The sequence below is a fragment of the Affinundibacterium nitidum genome, assembly GCF_014284155.1.
Taxonomy (GTDB): domain Bacteria; phylum Pseudomonadota; class Gammaproteobacteria; order Burkholderiales; family Burkholderiaceae_D; genus Undibacterium; species Undibacterium nitidum.
Genome location: NZ_JACOFZ010000001.1, coordinates 430803 through 452011, shown reverse-complemented (window position 1 = coordinate 452011; position 21209 = coordinate 430803). Strand labels below are relative to the sequence as shown.

Below are 21209 nucleotides of genomic sequence, written 5' to 3'. Positions count from 1 at the left end.
TCAAGAATAAGAAATGAACCAACCAGAAAATCAACAGCAACAAAAAGCCGACACGGCCACAGCAATCTTGTACGGCCCAGATCGCCCTGATTTATTGCGCGACGAATGTTTGGCAGATTTGATCAACGTGAGCGTGAAGCAGTATCCACAGAAGATCGCATTGTCGTCCGGAGAACGGACGCTGACATATGCTGAACTTGGACAACTTACCGATCGTGTTGCGGCGCATTTATTCAAGGCCGGATTGCGCCCAGGTCACATTATTGGCTTATGGATGGCTAGGGGCGTCGATCTCTTAGTGATGCAAGCAGCCATTGCCAAAACCGGAGCGGCTTGGTTGCCGTTTGATGCCGACGTTCCAGTAGATCGTATTGAAGTTTGCCTACAAGACGCGAATGCCTTTGGTCTGCTCACACAGCATTCGTCATTACATGACTTAGCTTCTTTGAGTTTTACGATTTTTATTGCTGAAGATTTGCTGGCACAGAATATCGATCAAAACTTGGAATTGCCGAGGGCGAAGGAAAGTGATCCTGCTTATGTGATTTATACATCAGGTTCAACCGGAAAGCCTAAAGGTATCGTCATTACCCAAGGTAGTATTTGTCAGTTCTTGAGAAGCGAAAACAGTGTTCTCGGTATTTGCAGCAGCGATCGCGTTTACCAAGGCTTTTCTGTGGCATTCGATATGTCCTTCGAAGAGATTTGGATCAGTTATTTGGTCGGTGCGACATTATGGATCGCGCCAAAAGAAGTGGCATTGGATCCGGATGCCTTGCCGCGGGCTTTGATTGAGAATCAAATTACTGTATTGCATGCGGTGCCGACTCTGCTTGCCTTGTTTAGCATTGATGTGCCGTGCTTACGTTTGATCAATTTGGGGGGGGAAATGTGTCCGCCTAGTTTGGTAGAACGGTGGGCAACTCCGCAAAGACAAATGTTTAATACCTACGGGCCAACCGAAGCGACTGTTTCCGCTAGCCTAGCACCTTTGTCGGCTGGTGCGCCTGTCACGATTGGCATCCCGCTTCCTAACTACGGCTTATTAGTGATTGATCCTGAAGTCGATCTTAACTCTGGTAATGGACTGCGACTATTGCCTCGTGGTGAAACGGGTGAACTTTGTATTTTCGGACCAGGTGTCTCTGCGGGTTATCTGGGACGGCCTGATCTGACGGCAGAAAAGTTTTTAGATAACCCATGGGCGACGAGTGAAAAGTATCAACGTTTATATCGAACTGGTGATCTTGCGCGTATAGGTGAAGATGGCAGTGTGCAATGTTTGGGGCGCGCTGACGATCAAGTGAAGATTCGTGGTTTTCGGGTGGAGCTTGGTGAAATTGAAGCCGTCTTGGCGAAGCAAGAGGGGATTGGCACTGTCGCGGTGATTTTACGTCAAGAGCAAGGCATCGATCAATTAATTGCATTCATCGTTCGCGAGTCGGGTTTTGACCTTGAAACTATTGCTGAAAGTATCCACCGTTTACGTCTCGCCTTGAGTCAAGTGTTGCCTGCATATATGGTGCCGAGTCGCTATGAATTTCTCGATGAGATGCCACGCCTAAGCTCCGGCAAGATTGATCGTAAGACTTTGAAGGCAAGTCCACTCACGGTACAAGAAAAAGCTACTGATGGTGATGTACCAGAGAATGAGGCAGAGCAGCTTCTGTTTGATTCTCTCGCTAGATTGTTTCCTGGTCAGGCCTTGCGGCGTGGTGCGGATTTTTTTGATGACCTCGGTGGCCATTCATTGATGGCAGCGCGTTTGGTATCAGCCCTCCGTCAAGATCCACGTTACGCTTATTTTAAGATCAGTGATATTTATCAATCTCGTTCGTTAGGGAAAATTGCGTCTGTGATGCAAGCGGGTGCAATCGACGTCAACATAGCGAAAGACGCTCAGTTGACTTGGGCGCCAGTCAGTGACTTGAAGCGTTGGATATGTGGTGCCGCGCAAGCAGTGATGATTCCTTGCTTAGTGGCGATTCGGATGCTGCAATGGCTAGCTCCTTTCTTTGCCTATCACTTCTTCACTGGTGAACCAAGCGATTCGATTCCTGTGGCAATTGGTTTTTCGATTCTGATTTTTCTCGGTGTGACAGTTGCTGAGTTTTTCTTTGCGATAGCGGCGAAGTGGGTGATCCTAGGTCGTTTAAAGCCTGGTATTTATCCGATGTGGGGTGTGACGTATTTTAGATGGTGGCTGGTCGATCGTATTATCGAGGCCGTACCGATTTATATGTTGAATGGTTCCTCGCTCTACAACTGGTGGTTGCGAGCAATGGGGGCAAAGTTAGGTAAGGAAGTGCTCGTAGGTTCGATGACATTGCGCGCACCCGATTGTTTGCAACTCGATGATGGAGTGAGTATTGGTAACGCCTGTAATTTCGAGAATGTTCGTGTTGAGCACGGCGAAATGCGTGTGGGACAAATTTGCCTTGGACAAAATGCTTACGTTGGATCTTACTCTGTGCTCGAAGGCGATACGACGTTAGAAGCATTCGCGCATCTCGAAGGTCAGTCAGCTTTGGTAGAGACTCAATGCGTGCCACAAGGGCGAATTTGGAGCGGTTCGCCTGCTCGCGATGTGGGCGCTTTTGTACTCGATACAGATAAACCAAGGGCTGAGGTGAGTGGAGTACGCAAGTTAGGTGAAGGGATCTATTTTCTTCTGGGTTCTTTGCTTGTCACGGCTTTGTTTTTCCTGCCAGTCTTCCCTAGTTTTATGTTGATCGATTTCTTTGATTCGATGGAGTCACTGGAGTTTATTCAAAAAGCCAATGTCGAAGTGCAGTTGATTGACTATTTTATGCTTGCATTTCCAGCGACTGCTGTTCTTGTGATTTGCACCGCCTTGCTGTCAGCAGGAATTCGATGGGCTTTCCTGGGTAGGCTTAAGCCAGGCAGTTATCCAGTACATAGCAATACGTATTGCCGCAAATGGTTCGTCAACCAAATTCAAGAATCCAGTTTGAATGTATTGCACGGTGTATATGCCACTATCTATTCGCCATTTTGGTATCGCCTCTTGGGTGCCAAGGTTGGTAAAGGTGCAGAGGTTTCTACCGCACTAGGTGTCGTTCCAGATATGCTGACGCTTGGCGATGAATGTTTTATCGCCGATGCGGTCATGCTAGGTGATGAGGAAATTGATCAAGGCTGGATGACGGTGCAGGCGACGACTGTTTCCCGTCGCAGCTTTGTAGGTAATGGCGCTTACGTGCCCGATGGTACGGTAATACCGGAAAATGTTTTGATTGGTGTTCATACGAGTGCACCTACGAATGCAAAGATGAAACCGGGAGATACTTGGATCGGGTCACCGGCCATGTTACTACCCGCCCGTGAAGAAGTGAAAGGCTTCGCTGAAAATCTGACGTTCAAACCGTCTTTATGGCGCAAGCTTGCACGCGGCCTGATTGAGGCTTTCCGCATCATCGCGCCGCATGCGCTGGTAATTGCTATTGGATATGTCATTGTGCTCGATTTGATGCCTTTAGCCGCGGAAGAACGTTGGGCTGAAGTTTTTTATTATTTGGTGGTGTCGGGCCTCTTATATGGCGCTGGCTGTTTTGTATTTGTTGCTGCCTTGAAGTGGATTTTGATTTTTAAATACAAACAAAGTAGTCATCCGATGTGGACTTGGTTTGTCTGGTCTTCAGAAGCAATCACAAATCTCTATGAGGGGATTACAGTACCTAATTTCATGCGCTATTTGAAGGGCACACCTTGGTTGCCGTTAGCATTCAATTTGCTAGGTGCGAAAATAGGGAAGGGCGTTTATATGGATACTACGGATATCACGGAATTCGATTGCGTGTCGATCGGTGATTACAGCGAAATTAATGCTGCTGCCTGCCCCCAAACCCATTTGTTTGAAGACCGTGTCATGAAAGTCGACCATGTTAAGATTGGTGACCGTGTCTATCTTGGGCCCCGGAGTTTTGTCCTGTATGGGGCACAGGTGGGAGATGATGCAAAGCTTGGATCGCTGACTTTAGTGATGAAGGGGGAATTTATTCCTGCTGGTTCTAGCTGGCGCGGATGCCCAGCTTCTATTGGCTAAAGCTAATTTGTAAATGAGTTTAGTTGCCTTTGAATTGCCGTCACAAGTGTATGATGCGTTGACGGCCTTTCGTCAAAAGCGGCACGTCCTCATTTACTGTGCTAGTTCGTCCACAATTGATCGTTCCATAATAAGAAAGCACGTTCGCGAGTTACTCCGTCACCTTCTCGTGTTATACGCAGAGACTAGTCCTGAAAATGTGTGTATTGATAATCAGCGTGGCATGGTGCCAACTTTGTTCGTCAATGGCCGGCAGATTCACGTTTCCATCTCACATGCTTCTGGAGTCTCCTGTGCTGCGCTATCCTTGGATACGAAGATAGGCGTCGATCTCGTTGACCTTAATGAAATCAGTGCGGAGGATGATTTACTCCAAACAGCAAAGTTGTTTTTGTCGCCGAGTATCGCCACTTCTTTAGCCCATTCTAATCGACATGAATTTCGTTTTAACTTTGGTGTTGAATGGGCCAAACGCGAAGCGAGCTTGAAATGTCTTGGTCTTCCAATCATCGAGTGGACTCAAAACGATCCTTGTCTTCCCAATGACATGATTGTTGAGTTTATGTCTATCGGAAGTCGCTATGTTCTAGCCCAAGCAAGATTACATGTTTAGAATCGAGTGTCTTTGACTCCGGGACATCTGGTCTTGAATGCGGATGACTCGGTTCAAATGGTTAAACACTGTGACATCTTATATCGCTCATCAGAACTACCACCTAGACTGCAGGCATCCTTCGATATAAATTTTTTGATGCTAAGCGGAGACGATCATGAAACTAGCGAATATGAAAGTGCGTAATCGCATGATAGCGGGTTTTGGTTCTATTTTGATCTTCGTGATGGCGATCTCTGTAGTTGGGCTTGTTGGAATGATGCGAGAAAATGAAGCAATGCATCAAATCGTCGACATTAATGTCAAGAAGATGGCATTGCTAGAAGATATGTCGAATGCGGTTCATATCACTTCACGCGTGGTGAGAACGATAGCGCTATTGGATGGCGAAGGTGCAAACCGTGAGCCGGCAGATGCGCAGAAAATCAAGATTACGGAAGCGAGACAACACTACGACGCCGCATTTGAACGATTGCAGAAGATGCCGCTAGATAAACGAGGCCAAGAGTTTGTTCGTGAAATTGATCTGGAGAAGGTCGCCGCAAGAAAACTCAATGATGATTTTCTCTTATTAGAAAAAAGTGATAGAACATCTGCAGTCCGCCTCTTAATGGAGCAAGTTAATCCTGCTGTCACTAAATGGCAGGATGGCATTCATGAATTTATCCTACTTCAGCGCGAAAAAAATGTCGTGGCTGCAAGGTTAACTGAAGAGTATTACGCGGAAGCGCGTAATGAGTTGATCTTGTTATCACTTACTGTAATTTCTTTGTCGTCTTTCCTAGCGGTCGCCATCAGCCGTTCGTTGACACGGCAGCTAGGCTGCGAGCCGAACTATGCGATAGCTGTCGCGTATCAAATTGCTAAGGGCAATTTGTGTGTCGATGTGGAGGTACATCCAAAAGATCAAAGTAGTTTGATTTTCGCTCTTCGTGACATGCGTGACAAACTAAGTCATTTAGTGGGTGCCGTTAACCTGAGTGCTGAGACAATTGCATCCGCCTCGCGCGAAATCGCCCATGGTAATCTCGATTTATCTTCTCGGACAGAAGAGCAAGCCGCCTCCTTGGAGGAAACTGCGGCGTCCTTAGAAGAGCTCACGTCTACAGTTAAGCATAACGCCGAGAATGCACGCGAGGCCGATACGCTTGCTAAACAAGCATCGTCAGTCGCGGTAAATGGCGGTGATATGGTCAATCGTGCGGTAATGACGATGGAGGGTATCAACGAAGCATCGAAGCAAATCGTTGAGATTATCTCCGTGATTGACGGCATCGCTTTTCAAACCAATATTCTCGCTTTAAATGCTGCAGTGGAAGCGGCTCGTGCTGGAGAGCAGGGTCGTGGCTTCGCCGTCGTGGCGAGCGAGGTTCGAAGCCTGGCTCAGCGCAGTGCAGCCGCTGCCAAGGAGATCAAAGTGCTCATTGCTAATTCTGTAGAGCAGGTTGGTAATGGCACTCGAATCGTTGATCAGGCAGGAATCGCGATGCATGAAGTGGTTGACAGTATTCGTCGCGTCTCGAGTGTGATCAATGAGATCGCCAACGCAAGTCATGAGCAAACGAACGGGATAGATCAAATTAATGTCGCTGTTATACAAATGGATCAGGTGACCCAACAAAATGCGGCCCTGGTCGAAGAAGCAGCAGCTGCGGCAGAGGCATTGGAAAATCAAGCTTCAAACTTGAGTGAACTTGTGCACACTTTTAAGATTGAAACTTTGACTCATGCTGCTCGCGTGATCCCGAAAAGAGTACAGAGTGTTCGAGAGAGGTCAGATTTGAATTTGCCGAAATTAGCGAGAGCGTAACTGGCGACGAGCATCAGCGCAAGTTTCTCACGTGCTCTGATGCTCGTACTTCATTAAATGAAATGGCAGACGTAATCGACAGTTTCAATCGTCTCAATCTGGAAGCTAGAGTTCGCTGGGACTGAAAACTGCTCGCCACTACCATATTCTTTACTGGTTGCTTCACCTGCAAGCGTAACGCGACATTTACCTGCATTGATCTCCATGATTTCAGCCGCTGCTGTGTTAAAGGTGAGGGCTGACGGAAAAATAATACCGATGGTCTTTTTACTTCCGTCCGCAAATAAAACAGTATGGGAAACGCATTTGCCATCGAAGTAAATGTTAGCTTTTTTGATGACGCTGACTAGATCGAATTGTGTACTCATGATGTTGATTATTGGTAGTTTTTAGTTAGTTTTTAAAAAATATAGCCAGAGAAGCTTGCACTCATCTGGCTATGATTTAATATTTAATGTCGCGTTTAGGAACGTTTAATTTTGGCGTTCGCAGCGATGCGCATACGTAGCGCATTCAATTTGATGAAGCCGCCTGCATCCGCTTGGTTGTATGCACCACCATCTTCATCAAAGGTTGCGATGTTCATGTCAAATAGCGAGTCGGTTTTGGAATCTCGTGAGACCGTGATGACGTTGCCTTTGTAAAGCTTGACACGTACCCAACCATTGACCGTTTGTTGCGTGTGGTCGATCAAGGTTTGCAGTGCCACGCGTTCTGGTGCCCACCAGTAACCGTTATAGATCAAGCTTGCGTAACGAGGCATCAAATCATCTTTCAAATGCGCGACTTCACGATCCAAAGTAATCGATTCGATTGCGCGGTGAGCACGGAGCATAATAGTGCCGCCAGGTGTTTCGTAGCAGCCGCGCGACTTCATGCCGACGTAGCGGTTTTCTACCAAATCCAAACGACCAATGCCGTGCTTACCGCCCAAACGATTGAGCTCGGTTAAGACTGCGGCAGGTGACATGCGTACGCCATTCAGTGCCACGATATCGCCTTTTTCATATTCGATATCCAAATACTCAGGCGTATCTGGTGCAGCTTCTGGGCTGACTGTCCAGCGCCACATCGATTCTTCCGCTTCCGCACTTGGGTTTTCCAAATGACGGCCTTCAAAACTGATATGCAAGAGGTTGGCATCCATCGAGTACGGTGCGCCACCATTTTTGTGTTTCATATCGATCGCAATACCGGCATCTTCTGCATATTTCAGTAATTTTTCACGAGAGAGTAAATCCCATTCACGCCACGGTGCGATAACTTTGACATTTGGCATCAATGCATAGGCACCCAATTCAAAACGAACTTGGTCATTGCCTTTGCCCGTAGCACCGTGTGAAATCGTATCTGCGCCAGTCAGCTTGGCGATTTCAATCAATCGTTTTGCAATTAGTGGACGCGCGATTGACGTGCCGAGCAGATATTCACCTTCGTATACGGTATTGGCACGGAACATAGGAAATACGAAATCGCGCACAAATTCTTCACGCAAGTCATCAATGAAAATATTCTCTGGTTTGATGCCAAACTTGATCGCTTTTGCACGTGCTGGTTCGAGCTCTTCGCCTTGACCGAGGTCAGCGGTGAAAGTCACGATTTCACATTGATAATTATCTTGTAACCACTTCAAAATGACGGAAGTATCGAGACCACCGGAATAGGCTAAAACTACTTTTTTTACGTCGCTCATAGTGTGCTTTCTGTATTTGAAAAGTAAGTGGAAATGTGTTTTTCTGAATTTAGTTGTCGACTTTGCCGATGACTAAATATTCGAGTAAGGCTTTTTGGACATGTAGTCGGTTCTCAGCTTCATCCCAGACCACAGATTGCGGGCCGTCGATGACACCGGCGGACACCTCTTCGCCACGGTGCGCTGGCAAGCAGTGCATGAATAACGCCTGAGGATCAGCGCGACCCATTTTGGCTTCGTCCACGATCCAGCCATCAAAGGCTTTCAAGCGCGCTTGGTTTTCAGCTTCGTAACCCATGCTGGTCCAGACGTCAGTATTGACGAGGTGCACACCCTCACAAGCATCAGATGGATTCGCAAACACCGTGTAATAGGTATCCTCGACAGTCACGCAGGCAGGATCGATGTCATAGCCTTTTGGTGTGGAAATGTGTAAATGGAAACCAAATACTTTGGCCGCTTGCATCCAGGAGTACAGCATATTGTTGGCATCACCAATCCAAGCGACTTTCTTACCAGCGATAGAACCACGATGTTCGATGTAGGTGAAAACATCGGCAAATACTTGGCAAGGATGGTGTTGATTGGTTAAACCATTGATGACCGGTACCCGTGAGTTCGCTGCGAAGCGCTCTATCATCGATTGTTCAAAGGTACGAATCATAATAATGTCGCACATGCGTGACATCACTTGACCGGCGTCTTCCACTGGCTCGCCGCGGCCCAGTTGGCTATCGCGTGTGTTGAGATAAATCGCCGCGCCGCCCAATTGATGCATGCCGGCTTCGAAGCTCAAGCGGGTACGGGTTGAATTTTTTTCGAAAACCATGACCAGCGTTCTGTCGAGCAGCGGATGGTAGGGTTCGTAACGCTTGAATCGGTCTTTAATGATACGAGCCCTCTGCATGAGGTAGTTGTATTCATCTAGACTCAAGTCGCTTACTTGTAAAAAGTGTTTGATCGTCATAGTCGTTTTTTATAATGTTTGGCTTACGAATGTGTCCATCGTTGTGCCTTTAAGATTGTGCTGCTGGTGCTGCCGCTTGCTCGTCTTTCACCTGTTGGATGACTTGGCTTAACATAGAAATCAGGGTGTCGATTTCTTCGTAGCTGACATTGAGTGCGGGCATGAAACGTAATAAATTAGGACGTGGCGAGTTAATCAATAAGCCGATAGGTTCGAGGTCACGCGCCACTTCAACTAGGCGAGGGCCGATGTCACTACCTAGCTTGAGTGCGCGTAGTAAGCCCTCGCCACGTTCGCCTTCCATTTGAAACTTGTCTGAAAGAGCGAACAAAGCTTTACTTAAATAAGCCGCCTTGGCTTTCACTTCATCGAGGAAACCTGGCGCGGTCAGTGCATTGATCACTGCGATACCGGCAGCCGTCATTAATGGCGCACCATTGTAAGTACCGCCTTGGTCACCCGGTACGAAACAAGACACCGCTTCTTTCGCCAGCAATGCCGCCAGTGGTACTCCACCGCCTATGCCTTTGCCGAGCGTCATGATGTCAGGCTCGATACCGGATAGTTGATAGCCAAAGAGTTCGCCAGTACGGCCCATGCCGGTTTGTACTTCGTCGACGATCAATAGAATATTGTGTTTTTGCGTCAGTGCACGCAATGCTTGCATAAACTCACGACTCGCAGGAATAACACCGCCTTCGCCTTGCACTGGTTCAAGCATCACAGCCACAGTTTTTTCGTTGATTAGCTTCTCAACGGACCCGATGTCGTTCAAGTCTGCTTTCGGGAAACCAGTGACTTGTGGTGCAAAAATCGTATCCCAGCCTGGTTTGCCGGAGGCCGACATCGTTGCCAAGGTGCGGCCATGAAAACCATGGTCGAAGGTGATGATTTCGAACGCACCATTCTTATTCTTTTGTCCCCACTTACGTGCAAGTTTGATCGCACCTTCGTTGGCTTCCGCACCACTATTGGCGAAGAACACGCGATCGAAGCAAGAATGTTGAGTCAGCAAGTCGGCCAACTTCACCATATTCTCATTGTAAAAAGCAGGGGAAGGGTTCAATAGTTTTCCCGCTTGGGCAACGATGGCGTCTTCGATGCATTTCGGTGAATGACCTAAGCAATTGACCGCCCAGCCTTGCAGATAGTCGAGATAGCGTTTGCCATTATGATCAGTCATCCACATGCCTCGGCCTTCTGTGAACACCAATTCTGGGCGTGGTGTGATGTACATCAGGGCGTTGACGTTGTACTGACTAAATTCCATTTCTAGACTCCTTGAGGATGAGGGCAGACCAATTAAAAATGTGAGAGGCAAAAAAAAACCACAGGGGTTGAGCCTGTGGTTTTCATGTGTCCTTGCTTTCTTTACGCGCAGGACTTCCCAGGCTCGGAGTGCGAACGGCGACGTCGAGCGATATTTGGGGAAGACATGTCAGTAAAATTTTGCATAAACGTAGTGTAACGGTTTTTTTTGGGTTTTGCGCACCGCAATAAAGAAATTTCCAAATAATTTGAAAAATTTTTTTGGTGCGCAGAATGGTATTAATTTTTCGCTAAGTCCGCTTCTGAGGTGAAGGAATCAGCAAAGAACTCATCAATAGGCAGACCACTTTGTGCAACGAAATCGCGTTTTGCAGACTCGACCACAATAGGCGCACCACAAGCGTAGACTTGATATCTCGAGAGATCAGGGTGGTCTTGTAGTACTGCTTGATGAACAAAACCTGTGCGGCCTTGCCATTGATCTTCGGCGAGGGCATCTGATACCACTGGGATGTATTCGAAATGGGAAATGTTTTTGCTCCACTCTTCGCACAGAAGTTGCATATACAAATCTTGTGGGCGACGACCACCCCAATACAGCTTTACTGGACGAGTCGATTGCAAATGAATCAGATGTTCCATTATTGCTTTAATTGGGGCGAAGCCAGTACCCGAAGCGAGTAGGATGACGGGTTTTTCGCTGTCTTCACGCAAATAAAAACTGCCTTGCGGACCTTCAATGCGCATAATGTCCCGCTCTTTCAGTGTCGAAAAAACCTGATCTGTAAAAAAGCCACCAGGCATATGGCGCAGGTGTAAAGTCAGGTGTTCTTCGGAATGCGGGGCATTGGCCAAACTGTAGCTGCGACGTTTGCCATCTTTCAATAAGAATTCAATGTATTGGCCGGCACGATATTTGAGCTTCTCATTCGCTGGCATCTGTAGCGCCATCAGCATCACATCATCAGATAGTTTTTCTAATTTGGCGACGCGTGTTGGCAGTTTTTTGATCGGATACTCGTCGTCTGCCAATTGCTCTCTTGCTTCAATCGTGACATTGCTTTGTGGTTTTGCACAGCAAAACAGTGCACCGCCTTGGGCTGCTTCGTCGTCTGGCAGCGCCCGTTGTTGGTGTGGTCCATGAACGACGTTGCCACTGAGGACTTTTCCTTTACAGGAACCACACGCACCATTCTTACAGCCATATGGCAAAATAAGGCCTTGGCGTAAGGCTGCTGTTAAAATGCTCTCATCTTCTTCGCATTCGAATTGGCGACCGCTGGGTGTAATGCTAATTTGAAACGTCATGATTGTCCTGAAAAATTAGTTCCTACAAATACAAATGCAGGCAAACTCTATTGCCTGAGATCGATATGAAATTAAGTTCGTCACCAGTTGCACGATTTGCCAAGCCACGAATTCTGATCATTGGCTGTGGCGATGTAGGTATGCGTTTGTTGCCTATGCTAGTCCACAGATTTCGTGTTTTTGCTGTAACTAGCCAAGTCCAAGGTTCGGCACGTTTTTCGCAACTACGTGCTGCTGGGGCAACCCCAATATATGCAGATCTTGATCAAACTCATACACTGAGGAAGCTAGCAGGGCTGGCGCCTACTGTCATACACCTAGCACCGCCGCCGCAAAATGGTTCACATGACCCAAGGACGAAGCGATTAGCCGCTATTTTACCTGAGAAGACTCGTCTTGTTTATATCAGTACGACTGGGGTGTATGGTGACTGTAGTGGTGCTTTGTTTGACGAGACTCGATCAGTGAATCCTGTGAACGCACGAGCCAAACGACGTGTTGATGCTGAACAGTGTTTGCGCGCCTGGGCGACAAGGCAGCAATCACGCTTGAGTATTTTGCGAGTGCCAGGCATCTATGCAGAAGATCGGTTACCAGTGGATCGCTTGCAAAAGGGTACACCTGCTTTGTGCGAAAAAGAAGATGTTTTTACGAACCATATTCATGCCAATGATCTTGCCTACCTGAGTAAATTGGCATTGTTTCGGGGCAGACCAAACCGCGTCTACCATGCGGTCGATGATAGTGCGATGAAAATGGGTGATTATTTTGATTTGGTCGCATCTTATTTTCAAATGACCAAGCCTCAGCGCTTGAGTCGTAAAGACTTGGCGCTTGTGGTGTCGCCGATGCTCTTGTCGTTTATGTCGGAATCACGCCGCCTCAAGAATGAGCGAATCAAAATTGAATTAGGCGCGCAGTTGATGTTTCCGACTGTCGAAGTTTGTTTGCAAAAGATGAAAGAGCGAGGCGTTGCCCCATAGCGTAATTCAGCCAATATCGAAGCGAGTAAGGAACGTTCGCTTAGCTCGGCATGATCGTGTCATCGAGACTGTGCGTTTTTTGTTGAATGATTTCAATCATCCCGTTATCAGCTGCATTCTGCGGGTGGCGCATGACACGATTGTAAAACTCTTCGCCTTGCTCGGCGCTTGTATGACTAATGCCAATGCATGCGTTCCGTCCACTTTTTTTCACCATATACAAGCCTTGGTCTGCAAAATTGACAACTTGTGCCCAACTCAACAGATGAGGCTGTGTTGGTAAGAAAGGGAAACTTGCAAAACCGACCGAGCAGGTTCGAGAAATTTCGATGTCGTCGATCAACTTAAAGGTAGTACTTGAAATGATGTGTCGAATCCGTTCGGCCACTGTAGGCGCATCACGCCTGTTGCAGCTTCGTGCAACGACCAAAAACTCTTCGCCGCCCCATCGAATGAGGTAGTCAGATTCCCTAAACACGTGTTGTAATCGATCACGCATTTGAATCAACACCATGTCACCGCAGGCGTGTCCATATGTGTCGTTAACCGATTTGAAATGATCGAGGTCCACCATAAAAAAGACGATATCTTCATCTCCGGGGGAAACGGCTTCACCAGCTTGAATTTGGTCTTCATAAAATCGTAAAACACGGGCGACATCTGCTTCGATATTTTGAAGTAAAAAGCGACGATTACGCATCCCTGTCAATGGATCAGTGATACTGACTTCTTCCAGCTGATTTTGTGTTTCGCGCAGTGTGTTGAGCGTCGCTTGTAATTGTTTGTAAGCATAGGCGTTATCCAGCGCAATCGCACCGTAAGCGGCGAGTGTGCGCAAAATAGATCGTTCCCGCTCCCCATAAACGTGTGGACGAGTTGATTGGATCGACATAACCCCTAAGAGTCTGTCTCCGATCATCAATGGCGTGTAAAGAAGACTCAAGGTTTCCATGGTGCCCGGAATGATGAATCGACCTTCAGTACCTGGCTCGCGTTCAAGGACGAACTCTTCTCGCTCTCTGGCGCAACGTGCGAACGAGGAAATAGGGTGATCAATCGGGGTGGTAAATGGAGGAATTAATTCACCGTTCTCCATACCGAATACAAAATGCAATGAGCGTGCGTCGCCTGCGAGTAACGAAATGCCGAAGCTTGTTGCGTCGAGCAGATCGTTGACATGTCTATGTAGCGACTCAAATACTGCTTCAGCATTTAGATTTGCAGTAATTTCGCGCCCGATTAAGCCCAAAGTTTCAAGCGTGTTACTAGATTCTTGAAGGCTAGCCGCTCTTTCGGCTTCACTTTTGGCTATTCTTCTGAGATGTTCTGCTTCTGCCCTGTGTCTTTCGTTGTCGTGCTTGACCTGCAAGGCAACAGCGCGATTTTGTGCGTCAACGAGACGTCTGCTTTCTTTTGCTTTGGCTGATAATTTTGCATAAGCGAAGGCGCTTTGAAAATCATCAAGGTCAGCGTAACTATTCGCAATATCGTCTAGAAGATCCGCTGGTACCGTGATGTCTTTGATTGTTTTGCAGAGGTCGTAGGCTTTAAGTAAATAGTGTAAGTTGAGAGTCGGGGCGGCAATTTGCTCTGCTTTGTCAGTGTGGAATCGTTTTGCAAGTTCAGCAAGTACGCGAAAACACTTAATCTGTTCATCTAGATTGTGGTGGTCTTGTGCGATTTTAAGAGCATCACGAATTTTTTCTTGGGCTTCTTGCGCTTGGCCGAGTCGACAATAAGCGATTGCTTGGCCTCTCCAGCAATCCGATAAAAATACCGGCTCATTGTGTTCGATAATTTTGTCAGCAGCGCTTTGAAAAAATCCCAAGGCATCTTCGGGAGCACTTAGATCAATTGCCAGGTCGCCTAGGTAGCAAAGCGTGTGGGCATAGGTGCGAGAGCCCGCAATCTTGGTTTGTACCGCTAGTGACTCAACCAATTTTTCTCTTGCGTCTGCATAGCGATGTAATAAGCGTAATGCATTCCCCGTTTGAAGTAGCGCGGTTGCTAAAGACCCAGGCCAGTTGTTATTACGCGCGAGCGCTAACGCAATTTCATCCCACTCAAGTGCTGCATCGAGATCACCGAGAGTGGCGAACGAATCGCCCGCATTTGTAGCTGTCAGAATTGCTTGGCGAATTTGTCCGGTTTCGAAGGCTGCTCTGTGAGCTAAGATATGAAGGCGACATGATTCACCCATGTCTCCAATTTTGTTGGCAACAATGGCTTTTGCACTGAGTAGCCAAGCATTGACGCTCGCTGGGTAGTTGCGATCATTGTCGAAGTTTTGGACAATTTTTTGGAGGGTCAATTGTGGATCTCGCATGGCACTGTTGTGCATGCTGCGCGCGACACAAATCAAATGTCGTTCGAATTCACCCACCTCGAGAAAATGTTCAAGAGCTTTCTGTAAGCAAGCATCTCTCTCGGGAATATCACCAAGATCGCGCTTAATCGATGAGAGAAGAAAATAACTGTCACCTAAACCGACTTTGTCTCTTAATTCTAGGAAAGTCTGTTTGGCCTCATTGGTGTAGTGCTCAGCAAATTCCAACTCACCTTTTAGCCAATTAATTTCAGCATGGATGAGGGCGATACGCGCCATGTTGCGTCTGAACCAAACGTCATCGTTTGACGCTTGCGTTAACAAAATTGTGGCTTCATCAGCCAGTAGCTTGCTACGTTCGCAGTTGCGTTGGCGAAGATGCCATGCGAGTGGCACGAGTACGGCAAGGCGAGGAGTTCCCTCCAATAGGGATAACTTTGATTCTAGTGCAAAGATCTCGTCGTCAGAGGTGTACAAGTCCGTCATCGCCTTCAATCAGTTGGTTGTGTCGCACTCATTGCTTATATCAGGTACTTGCCCTCCATCACCGATAGATCTTGATGGTATGCCGCAGTAAGCTTGATATTATTCTTAGCGCGATTGAATCAAAACATTGATTTAGGGCAATTTAACATAAAGGATTTCAACGCGGCACAATCAGAGAAAAAAAACCTGATTCCAAGCGATTTGGTGATGAACCGATGTTGTCGCCATAAATAAATATCAACACAAAATACTATTTTATGGGCTCTTCTATGCACTAAAAGAGTGCTGAGGTCACTTTAAGTACTTCGTCTGCTGTAGTCACACCGTCAATGATTTTATAGGCGCCAGCCAAGCGCAACGGCTTCATCTCATCGAGCATCGCTTGCGCACGTAGTGCGTGAATATCAGAGTCAGCTTGAATCATTTTGCTAAAGGTCTGAGTTACTGTGAGTAATTCATAGATACCAGTACGCCCTTTAAAGCCAGTCTGACGGCATTCAATACAACCGATAGGGCGGTAAATCTTTCTCGGTTTTTCTAATTGTGTTTCGTCGACTAATGCTGCCCAAACAGGATCTGCAAGTTCACCGTCGTCAGACTTGCAATGAGGGCAGAGTGTTCTTACCAAGCGTTGTGCGAGAATACCGATGATTGTCGCTTCAAGGAGGTAGTATGGAACCCCGAGTTGAAGTAAGCGCATGATTGCAGAGGGAGCGTCGTTTGTATGCAAAGTTGAGAGCACCAAATGACCTGTTAGTGCGGCTTGAATCGCCATTTCTGCGGTGGGCAAATCTCGAATTTCCCCGACCATGATAATGTCTGGATCTTGTCGCATGAGTGCACGAATTCCATCCGCAAAAGTCAAATCAATGTTCGCTTGCACTTGCATTTGGTTAAATGAAGATTCCACCATTTCTATCGGATCTTCGACGGTACATACGTTAACATCCGATGTTGCTAAGGCTTTCAAAGTTGTGTAGAGCGTCGTCGTCTTTCCTGAACCGGTTGGACCTGTTACCAAAATAATCCCATGAGGCTTCTTGGTAAGATGGTCCCAGCGTATGGCATCGTTTTCGGGGAAGCCGAGTTCAGGCAAAGTTTTTACCACGACTTCTGGGTCGAAAATACGCATCACGACTTTTTCACCAAAAGCCGTTGGTAGCGTTGATAAACGTAATTCGACTTCTTGGCCGTCGGCTGTGCGGGTCTTGACGCGACCATCTTGAGGACGTCGTTTTTCAATGACGTCCATGCGGCCTAGTAACTTGATGCGGGCTGTCATTGCAATCATTACTGTCGCAGGGACTTGATACACTTGGTGTAAGACGCCATCGATACGGAAGCGTATGGCTGCCATATCGCGTTTTGGTTCTAAGTGAATATCCGAAGCACGTTGATCAAAAGCAAACTGCCATAGCCAGTCGACAATGTTGATGATGTGCTGATCATTGGCATCAACCGCCTTATTCGACTTGCCCAACTCCACCAATTGCTCAAAGTTATTGCGCAGAGCGACGTCGTTGCTATTAGTCTTGCGTGCATCCTTAATCGATTTAGCTAATGAAAAAAATTGCGCGGTGTATTGAGCGATGTCGAGCGGGTTCGCTAATACCAATTGAATTTCTTTTTGGGTGATCCGACCAATTTCGTCCAGCCATTCATTATCAAATGGATTGGTCGTTGCCACAATGACGGTCTCATTTGTCGCATCTACCGGTAGAATATTGAAGCGTGTCGCATAGGTCGACGACATGATGTCCGCGACTTTGGTAAAGTCAATTTTCAGTGGATCAATACGGTAGAAGGGAACGCCTGCTTTCTTGGCGGCCCATTCTGTGAGATAGTCTAAAGTCAAAAGTTGCTGTGGTTTGATTGCTGAATAGAGTTTTGATTGTGCAATTGCGGTTAATGGATGCATGTCAGGAGGTCCATTTTTTTGCAAACCTCGTGCGTGATTGAATGCGATTTTAGCGTCGTCTTTTTTAATGATCCCATCTTCCATGAGCCAGGTGAACAATTGTTGCATGTTGAAATGTTTATGTTGATTGCTCATGTTCAGTAATATTCCTGGTCAATGAAGTTTGGACTGGATAGTTAAAATGCTCGTATTCGATTATGCCTTTGACTTTGCTAAACCGTCCACCCATGTTTTCGCCGGCAGTTTGGTTTGTGCAAAAATCTCATCAGCGCGGCGATAAAGGATCTCAAAATCAAGCTTAAGTCGATGTTTGAACGCGATGGCGACAACATTGCCATCATGAACCTCGGGTAGGCAAAAAACCGTGCCAAACACATACTTTAGAACTTTCATATTTTTCGCGAAGCTGGGATGGTCTCCAAACAGATTCACTGTCATTACGCCATCTTCTTTGAGACAATTTGCACAAGCTTGGTAGAACTCGGTGGAATCGAGGACTGGGCCTTTTGCAGTGGCATCGTATAGGTCGACTTGTAAAGCGGTTAAGGAATTATGATTCTCCTCATCAGTCACAAAATCCATCGCATCCATTTCGATAACCTGAAGACGATCATCGTTAGGTGGAAGCTTGAACATACTCTCGCAGATCATGATCACAGCAGGATTAATATCGACTGCAGTGACTTTCGCAGTCGGAAATTGACGATAGCAAAACTTTGTTAGTGCCGCGGTGCCCAAGCCTAGCTGTACGATATTGTTAGGGTTAGAGTGGAATAGCATCCAAGACATCATTTGTTGAGCATATTCAAGCTCCGGCCAATCTGGCTTGCGTAATCGCATGGCGCCTTGAATCCATTGTGTGCCAAAATGTAGATAACGCACACCATCGAGTTCCGATAATGTCACAGGGGCGAATTTTGGTTTTCGTCTAGTGATATTATTTGCCGCCTGTGGTCCGGATCGAAAGTTGCCTTCGGCCTCAATCGATTTTCTCTTGATTAGCATAAGATACCTTTAGTAGCGGATAACAATACTTACCATTGTTTCCAAGATTATTTGATAACATGATTGTAAACTGTATCCGGTGTCTAGTGGAAAGCCGTTCGATCCTACTACGGTCGGCCTGAGAAGATCGCTTGGCTTTGATTATCAGTGATAGTGTATCGCTCGGAAAACGAAGGAGAGTATTGTGAAGAAAATTGTGTTTGTAACGGCAGTGATCGTATCAGCTTTATCACTGAGCGCTTGTGTATCAACATCTAACTCTGGCAGCGTCTATCGCCCATACCAGACTCAAAATGAGATGACCGTGCGTTTGGCGGTCGTTGAACAAGTTCGGGAGGTCACGATCGCACAAGGAAATTCAGGTGTTGGGACTTTAACCGGCGCAGCACTAGGTAATATTGCTGGCGGTAGCATGGGTGGTGGGCGCGGTTCGACAGCGACAGGTATCGTCGGTGCTGTTGTTGGCGGTATCGTTGGTCATAATATTGAATCTCAAAACAATATGCGTAAAGGTTTGGAGATTACTGTGCGCTTAGATAATGGTGAATTGCGCGCTATTACGCAGGATGCGGATGAGATGTTTAGACCAGGTGAGCGTGTGCGTTTATTGTCAGATCGCCGCACAACGCGGGTTACACATTAAATTTTGTTTTCGGCTCCCCTGGAGTCGGTTTGCAATAAATCTAAGTTGATAAGAAAAATGGGCTAGATTCGATAATCTAGCCCATTTGTTTTGTAACGAGATGTAAAAAAGCTGCTTCAACAATCCCCCATCATGTTGATCGGGGAACTGTAGTTACTTTATTTCGAAACATTCAGCAGCATTTCATTTAACCGGCGAACAAAGGCGCTCGGGTCTGCAAGGTTGCCACCTTCGGCCAGCGAGGCTTGGTCGAACAAGATGTGAGACCAATCATCGAATTTAGCTTCTTCGTATTTCAAACGCTGTACTAATGGGTGATCTGGGTTGATTTCCAAGATCGGTTTTGATTCCGGCGCTGTTTGGCCTGCGGCTTTCAACATCCGTACCAAATTACCTGAGAGTTCATTTTCGTCAGCGACCAAACATGCTGGGGAATCTGTTAAGCGGAATGTCACTCGTACATCTTTAGCTTTGTCACTCAAGGCCGCTTTCATTTTCTCAACGAGGTCTTTGAACTGCGTCTCAGTTTCTTCATGCTGCTTCTTTTCAGTCTCGTCTTCTAGCTTGCCCAAGTCCAAATCACCTTTGGCGACAGAAGTCAAAGTCTTACCTTCAAACTCAGTGAGGAAAGACAGCATCCATTCGTCCACACGGTCTGTTAGTAACAAGACTTCAACGCCTTTTTTGCGGAAGATTTCTAGATGCGGGCTATTTTTTGCCGCAGCGTAGCTGTCAGCAGTAACGTAATAGATCTTGTCTTGACCCTCTTTTGCGCGCGAGATATAGTCGGCTAAAGAGACGTTCTGTGTGTCACTGTCGTTGTGTGTTGAGGCGAAGCGCAAGAGCGCTGCAATGCGATCCTTGTTCGCAGCATCTTCACCGATACCTTCTTTCAACACTTGGCCAAATTCTTTCCAGAAGTTGGCGAATTTTTCTTTCTTGCTTTCGGCCTCATCGCCTTCCGCATTCGCTAAGTCTTCCAGCATGCCGAGTACGCGTTTTGTTGAACCTTCGCGAATGGCTTTGATGTCACGTGATTCTTGCAAGATCTCGCGAGAAACATTGAGTGGCAAATCGTTGGAATCAATAATGCCTTTGACGAAACGCAGGTACACCGGCATCAGTTGTTCCGCATCGTCCATAATGAAGACGCGTTTTACATATAATTTGATGCCGCCGCGCTTATTGCGATCCCACATATCAAATGGTGCGCGACTTGGGATGTACAACAATTGCGTGTATTCGCTGCGACCTTCGACTCGATTATGGGTATGGGTTAATGGGGCAGTGTAGTCATGCGAGATATGCTTGTAGAACTCCGTATATTGTTCTGGTGTGATATCTGATTTGCTGCGCGCCCACAAAGCACTGGCTTGATTGACTGTTTCTAACTCGTCTTTCAGAGTCATTTCTTTTTTCTCTTCATCCCATTCTTCTTTTTGCATCAAGATCGGTAATGAAATGTGATCGGAGTAGGTGCGTATGACCGACTTCAGTTTCCAAGCTGAGAGGAACTCGTCTTCGCCTTCGCGTAAATGCAAGATGATGGCCGTGCCACGATCTTCTTTAGTGATTTGTTCTACGCTAAAGTCGCCAGCACCTGCCGACTCCCAACGTACGCCTTCGTTTCCCGCTGTGCCAGCGCGACGAGATTCCACGGTGATTTTATCGGCAACGATAAAGCCTGAGTAGAAACCGACACCGAATTGACCAATCATCGCAGCGTCTTTTTGCTGATCGCCAGACAGTTTCGAAAAGAATTCTTTGGTGCCAGATTTGGCGATCGTACCTAAGTGATTGATTGCATCGTCACGATTCATGCCAATACCGTTATCTGCAATGGTGATGGTACGTGCGGCTTTGTCGAAGCTGACCTTGATTTTGAGTTCAGAGTCGTTCTCGAATAAGGCTGCATTGTTAATGGCTTCAAAGCGCAGTTTGTCTGCCGCGTCAGAAGCATTGGAAATCAGTTCTCTCAAGAAGATCTCTTTATTGGAATACAGTGAGTGAATCATCAATTGCAATAATTGGGAAACTTCGGCCTGGAATCCTAAGGTTTGTTTTTCTGACATGCTTTCCTCGAAAAATAAGAGAGTGACAATAAATCTTTAGACAAAAAACT

Annotated in this window: 14 protein-coding genes; 5 read left to right on the top strand and 9 right to left on the bottom strand. The window is 46.8% G+C overall.

Annotation, left to right across the window (positions count from 1 at the left end; genetic code table 11):
* Window positions 1-13: 13 nt before the first annotated feature.
* The 3 genes from H8K36_RS01920 to H8K36_RS19555 all read left to right on the top strand — a co-directional run bounded on the left by H8K36_RS01920 (window position 14) and on the right by H8K36_RS19555 (window position 6489).
* Window positions 14-4066 carry a Pls/PosA family non-ribosomal peptide synthetase gene (locus H8K36_RS01920; protein ID WP_186915343.1) on the top strand — a complete coding sequence of 1351 codons (4053 nt, stop codon included), beginning with the start codon at window positions 14-16 and terminating at the stop codon, window positions 4064-4066.
* Window positions 4067-4265: 199 nt separating this feature from the next.
* The gene (locus tag H8K36_RS01915) at window positions 4266-4679 is read left to right on the top strand and encodes a 4'-phosphopantetheinyl transferase family protein (protein ID WP_186920435.1); all 414 of its coding nucleotides are present in this window, start codon (window positions 4266-4268) and stop codon (window positions 4677-4679) included.
* A gap of 157 nt (window positions 4680-4836) precedes the next feature.
* Window positions 4837-6489 (top strand): methyl-accepting chemotaxis protein, encoded by a 1653-nt coding sequence (locus H8K36_RS19555; protein ID WP_304941536.1) that lies wholly within the window; start codon window positions 4837-4839, stop codon window positions 6487-6489.
* Between the two features lie 53 nt (window positions 6490-6542).
* Here H8K36_RS19555 and ppnP read toward each other — a convergent pair whose 3' ends face one another.
* The 5 genes from ppnP to H8K36_RS01885 all read right to left on the bottom strand — a co-directional run bounded on the left by ppnP (window position 6543) and on the right by H8K36_RS01885 (window position 11726).
* Window positions 6543-6857 (bottom strand): pyrimidine/purine nucleoside phosphorylase, encoded by a 315-nt coding sequence (ppnP, locus tag H8K36_RS01905; protein ID WP_186915345.1) that lies wholly within the window; start codon window positions 6855-6857, stop codon window positions 6543-6545.
* Between the two features lie 95 nt (window positions 6858-6952).
* Entirely contained in the window at window positions 6953-8182 is a 1230-nt protein-coding gene (locus tag H8K36_RS01900; RefSeq protein ID WP_186915346.1) for an argininosuccinate synthase, read from the bottom strand.
* A gap of 49 nt (window positions 8183-8231) precedes the next feature.
* The gene (gene argF, locus H8K36_RS01895; protein WP_186915347.1) at window positions 8232-9149 is read right to left on the bottom strand and encodes an ornithine carbamoyltransferase; all 918 of its coding nucleotides are present in this window, start codon (window positions 9147-9149) and stop codon (window positions 8232-8234) included.
* Window positions 9150-9198: 49 nt separating this feature from the next.
* On the bottom strand, window positions 9199-10419 hold the full coding sequence (locus tag H8K36_RS01890) for an acetylornithine transaminase (RefSeq protein WP_186915348.1): 1221 nt from the start codon (window positions 10417-10419) through the stop codon (window positions 9199-9201).
* 278 nt (window positions 10420-10697) lie between these two features.
* Window positions 10698-11726: a CDP-6-deoxy-delta-3,4-glucoseen reductase gene (locus tag H8K36_RS01885; RefSeq protein ID WP_186915349.1), complete on the bottom strand. Its 1029-nt coding sequence runs from the start codon at window positions 11724-11726 to the stop codon at window positions 10698-10700.
* Window positions 11727-11791: 65 nt separating this feature from the next.
* Here H8K36_RS01885 and H8K36_RS01880 point away from each other — a divergent pair, with 65 nt between their 5' ends.
* Window positions 11792-12709: an NAD-dependent epimerase/dehydratase family protein gene (locus H8K36_RS01880; protein WP_186915350.1), complete on the top strand. Its 918-nt coding sequence runs from the start codon at window positions 11792-11794 to the stop codon at window positions 12707-12709.
* Between the two features lie 40 nt (window positions 12710-12749).
* Here H8K36_RS01880 and H8K36_RS01875 read toward each other — a convergent pair whose 3' ends face one another.
* The 3 genes from H8K36_RS01875 to H8K36_RS01865 all read right to left on the bottom strand — a co-directional run bounded on the left by H8K36_RS01875 (window position 12750) and on the right by H8K36_RS01865 (window position 18444).
* Window positions 12750-15521 carry a diguanylate cyclase gene (locus tag H8K36_RS01875; protein WP_186915351.1) on the bottom strand — a complete coding sequence of 924 codons (2772 nt, stop codon included), beginning with the start codon at window positions 15519-15521 and terminating at the stop codon, window positions 12750-12752.
* A 274-nt stretch (window positions 15522-15795) separates the two neighbouring features.
* Complete coding sequence (gene tfpB / locus H8K36_RS01870) at window positions 15796-17574, bottom strand: type IV pilus assembly ATPase TfpB (protein ID WP_186915352.1); 1779 nt, start codon at window positions 17572-17574, stop codon at window positions 15796-15798.
* Between the two features lie 60 nt (window positions 17575-17634).
* Window positions 17635-18444, bottom strand: a complete 810-nt coding sequence (locus H8K36_RS01865; RefSeq protein ID WP_186915353.1) for a spermine/spermidine synthase domain-containing protein — start codon at window positions 18442-18444, stop codon at window positions 17635-17637.
* A 193-nt stretch (window positions 18445-18637) separates the two neighbouring features.
* Between H8K36_RS01865 and H8K36_RS01860 the strand changes: the two genes are divergently transcribed.
* Window positions 18638-19087 (top strand): outer membrane lipoprotein, encoded by a 450-nt coding sequence (locus tag H8K36_RS01860; RefSeq protein ID WP_370587135.1) that lies wholly within the window; start codon window positions 18638-18640, stop codon window positions 19085-19087.
* A gap of 158 nt (window positions 19088-19245) precedes the next feature.
* On the opposite strand, the gene htpG is transcribed toward H8K36_RS01860, so the two are convergent.
* Entirely contained in the window at window positions 19246-21159 is a 1914-nt protein-coding gene (gene htpG / locus H8K36_RS01855) for a molecular chaperone HtpG (protein WP_186915355.1), read from the bottom strand.
* Window positions 21160-21209: the final 50 nt, after the last annotated feature.

What these genes read in the sequence shown, in the direction of transcription:
- H8K36_RS19555 (WP_304941536.1), top strand. Translation starts at nt 4,837, where the DNA reads ATGAAACTAGCGAATATGAAAGTGCGTAATCGCATGATAGCGGGTTTT.
- htpG (WP_186915355.1), bottom strand. Translation starts at nt 21,159, where the DNA reads ATGTCAGAAAAACAAACCTTAGGATTCCAGGCCGAAGTTTCCCAATTA.
- H8K36_RS01900 (WP_186915346.1), bottom strand. Translation starts at nt 8,182, where the DNA reads ATGAGCGACGTAAAAAAAGTAGTTTTAGCCTATTCCGGTGGTCTCGAT.
- H8K36_RS01865 (WP_186915353.1), bottom strand. Translation starts at nt 18,444, where the DNA reads ATGCTAATCAAGAGAAAATCGATTGAGGCCGAAGGCAACTTTCGATCC.
- H8K36_RS01875 (WP_186915351.1), bottom strand. Translation starts at nt 15,521, where the DNA reads ATGACGGACTTGTACACCTCTGACGACGAGATCTTTGCACTAGAATCA.
- H8K36_RS01920 (WP_186915343.1), top strand. Translation starts at nt 14, where the DNA reads ATGAACCAACCAGAAAATCAACAGCAACAAAAAGCCGACACGGCCACA.
- H8K36_RS01885 (WP_186915349.1), bottom strand. Translation starts at nt 11,726, where the DNA reads ATGACGTTTCAAATTAGCATTACACCCAGCGGTCGCCAATTCGAATGC.
- H8K36_RS01890 (WP_186915348.1), bottom strand. Translation starts at nt 10,419, where the DNA reads ATGGAATTTAGTCAGTACAACGTCAACGCCCTGATGTACATCACACCA.
- argF (WP_186915347.1), bottom strand. Translation starts at nt 9,149, where the DNA reads ATGACGATCAAACACTTTTTACAAGTAAGCGACTTGAGTCTAGATGAA.
- ppnP (WP_186915345.1), bottom strand. Translation starts at nt 6,857, where the DNA reads ATGAGTACACAATTCGATCTAGTCAGCGTCATCAAAAAAGCTAACATT.
- H8K36_RS01880 (WP_186915350.1), top strand. Translation starts at nt 11,792, where the DNA reads ATGAAATTAAGTTCGTCACCAGTTGCACGATTTGCCAAGCCACGAATT.
- tfpB (WP_186915352.1), bottom strand. Translation starts at nt 17,574, where the DNA reads ATGAGCAATCAACATAAACATTTCAACATGCAACAATTGTTCACCTGG.